The sequence below is a fragment of the Aquiflexum sp. genome (genome assembly GCF_977115555.1).
The window spans coordinates 1-2,968 of the sequence record NZ_CDSBKL010000462.1 but is presented as its reverse complement, the minus strand read 5'-3'; the positions used below and the strand labels follow the sequence as shown (position 1 = coordinate 2,968).

Genomic DNA, 2,968 nt, shown 5'->3' with positions numbered 1-2,968 from the left:
AAGTGGAACCCGGTTCCCACCTATAATTAATTTGTCCTCGATGAGAATCCTGGCTTGATGTCGGGATTCCTCCGGTAGACTGCTGATAATGGTATTGTAATGATCCTCAAAAATATCTTCCGGTTTACCCAGCTCGGCGGCAGTCAGTTCAAGATGGGTGGAATTTGGATGGTCCTTTTGTTTTTGAATAATTTTTTCCTCTGCATGCTGACAAATTAATTGAAGCTGGAAGGTCTCGATTTGCTTTTTTTCTTTGTCGATCAGGCTGTTGAGTATACTTTCTTGGGCATCCAATGAAAAGGAAAACTTGGGAGAGATAAAAATCCCGTCTTTTCCGGCCGGTTCCAGAAGTGCTTCCCGTGCTTGGGTTTCGTTTAAAGGTTGAAGTTCGTAGGTCTTTTTGAAAATTGCCGGGATGGAATCTTTCAGTTGATTGAGCAGACTGATGCGGTCGCTACGCAGGGAAAAAACCACTTTCAAATTTAGGGGCTCCAGTAATAGTTCAGTTTCTTCTTTGGTGAAGTAGCCCTTTGAAGCTGCGATTTTCTGTTTAAATAAGCTCCGTACCGAAGGGTTAAGATTTGGGTTGAGCAATGTTGCCAACTCATTGGCAAAGTCTTTTACCTGAGTGGGAGAGTAATTAAAGAGTTCCTCAAATTGATCGAAAATTAGGACTTGCGCCGGAGCGTCTTTTTGGGAAAGCTGGATGGACTTCGCATAGTACCAGAGTTTTGCCGAAATGTCCTCTGGTAATTCTTCTGAAACATTAAATTTTGTGGCAAGGAAGGTGTTTTTCTCGTCTTTAGTTTGGAGATGGTAGTTTAGTAATTCTACAGGATTTCGTTCTGGATCGTTTAATCGTATGTTGAGGGTTTGAAAATTTTCTACTTCTTTCAGTCTTGGAATTACCCCTGCATTGAGCAAAGAGGATTTTCCATAACCTGATTTACTGAAAAGGACGACAATCTTTTCGAGTACAATGAGTTCTGTCAGTTTCTCTATATCCTCATTTCGACCGAAAAATAAATTGCGGTCATCCTCTTGGAAAGGTCTGGTGCCGGGGTATCTATATTGCTTTTCCATTGGATTTCAGGGCTAGATCTTTTCTTTAAGTGATTTGACTATTCCTGCAAATTCTGATTTAAGATGCTCTTCTGGGGATAGTGAGTTGATGTCTTTTAGGATTGACATCAGGGCACCCCAATTATCTACTACCCGTCTGAAAAGCTTGTATTCCTCTCCAATTACAGCGATGGCATCCCCCCCGTTTTCTTTTATTTTTTGATCCAGTTTGTTTTTCTCTGCTGTCCAATATTCCTGATAGGCCAATAGGGAATCATTATCGTAAATCTTCGCATCAGAAAGAACAATAGGGATTATTCTTGATTCGAAGTCTTTGTTTTGATAGATTTCCAGGAGCTCGTACATGCAATAAGGGGACTTCAAATACTTTTCACTGATTACTACCACAATTCCCTTTCCTTTTCCAATTTGATCCATAAAAAAACTGATCCGTTCCTGATAAGCCAGATCACGTTTATCTCTGGTAAGTTTTAGGTTATTATTTTGAAGAACGGTATCCAATTTATCGACGATATCTTCGCTTTCTCCTCCCCAGGCATAGGATACAAAGATTTCCGGTTTTGAGATGATAAGCCCTTTCTCGATAGCTTGATTGTGGAGTTCTGTTATGATTTCTTCGGCAGAATTACTTCCAAAGAATGCGACTTTAAACTCCTCAGAATAAAAACTCTTACTGTTTACCTGTTGGATATCATGGGAGTGCAACCGTTTCTTTTCGTTGGGCTTGATAATAAGTCTGAGAAGCAATTTGAAACACCATGTATCAAAATTGAAACCAATAAACAGTACCGAAGTTGCCTTTCTCAATTCAGTCTTGATGTTCAATTCAAAATCCCCCATGATGCTAAAGAGGTAATCAAAAAGATCATCAAATGTCAATACAAGGGAATTAATGTCTGAATAGTCGCCAAATATGTTGTAGATCAACGTCTTGTTTGTTCGCTCATAGGTCTTTTGTGCTTCTCCCTTTCGATAGTAATCGTAATCGAATAAGATGTTTTTCTCCTTAAAGGCTTTGTTTAGGGTTTTATCCGGAGCGGTGTTGATGATGGTGGCAAAGGGGATATCGGCAATTTTTTTGTAGAGTTCATTGGGTTCTAATTGATTATAAAAACTCTGAATGTCCCCTTCAAGGTCCACAGGATCATTGGGGTCTGTAAATTTAAACACCTCATCATCGGGATAATATTTGATTAGATTTTCAGTTTTATTCTGAAGAAATTTCTCTAGCTTGGAATTGAGACTGACTCCATTTTCATAGAGCAGCTCTGGTCCTAAAATCACCAGGCATCTGCCGTCTGCAATTCTTTGAACGATTTGTGAAATAGTTTCCTTATCCATTAAAAATTTAAATTAAAACTCAACTTGGTAATACAGTAGGTGCAATTGATCCCTGCCTATAAATTCACTGATACTTTGGCATTAGGACAAAAACACTTGGTATATAAAGAATTGAATAGAACGATGGTCTTGGCTAGAAAAAAAAGAATTGGCTTAAGTTTACCTTTCAATTTAATAAAAGAATTCGAAAAAAAATAGTACCTATTAAGGAATAGAGAAGTGAATGAGCATTTGAGGAGGAGTGGAATATTTGATTAATGGAAACTGTGTAAATTTTACCACAATATTTCCCATTAAATCATTTCATTTTGATTTAAGTCTCTAGATTCATTGTCACTTCTGACAATTTCCCCGCTTCAACCAAAACAACTTCTGCGGATTCAACAAGTTGGCCTGTAGTGGATTCTCCTGTTAGGGTAATCAGGTGATATCCGGGATGAACCCTTTGAAAGAAGTAGATTTTTGTTTTAACATCCATACTGCCTTGCTTGTCAAGTTTGATTTTCAGTTTTTTATAATCTCTGATATTGTTAAGGTTTACCTT

3 protein-coding genes are annotated in these 2,968 nt (G+C 38.1%); all 3 read right to left on the bottom strand.

Features of this window, described 5'->3' with window-relative positions; translation table 11 throughout:
• The coding region (locus ACZFYI_RS18275) for an nSTAND1 domain-containing NTPase (RefSeq protein WP_462525562.1) at nucleotides 1–1,083 on the bottom strand (1,083 nt) is incomplete at its 3' end.
• 12 nt (nucleotides 1,084–1,095) lie between these two features.
• Nucleotides 1,096–2,424 (bottom strand): toll/interleukin-1 receptor domain-containing protein, encoded by a 1,329-nt coding sequence (locus ACZFYI_RS18270; RefSeq protein WP_462525561.1) that lies wholly within the window; start codon nucleotides 2,422–2,424, stop codon nucleotides 1,096–1,098.
• Between the two features lie 313 nt (nucleotides 2,425–2,737).
• On the bottom strand, nucleotides 2,738–2,968 hold a 231-nt coding region (locus ACZFYI_RS18265; RefSeq protein WP_462525560.1), incomplete at its 5' end, for a hypothetical protein.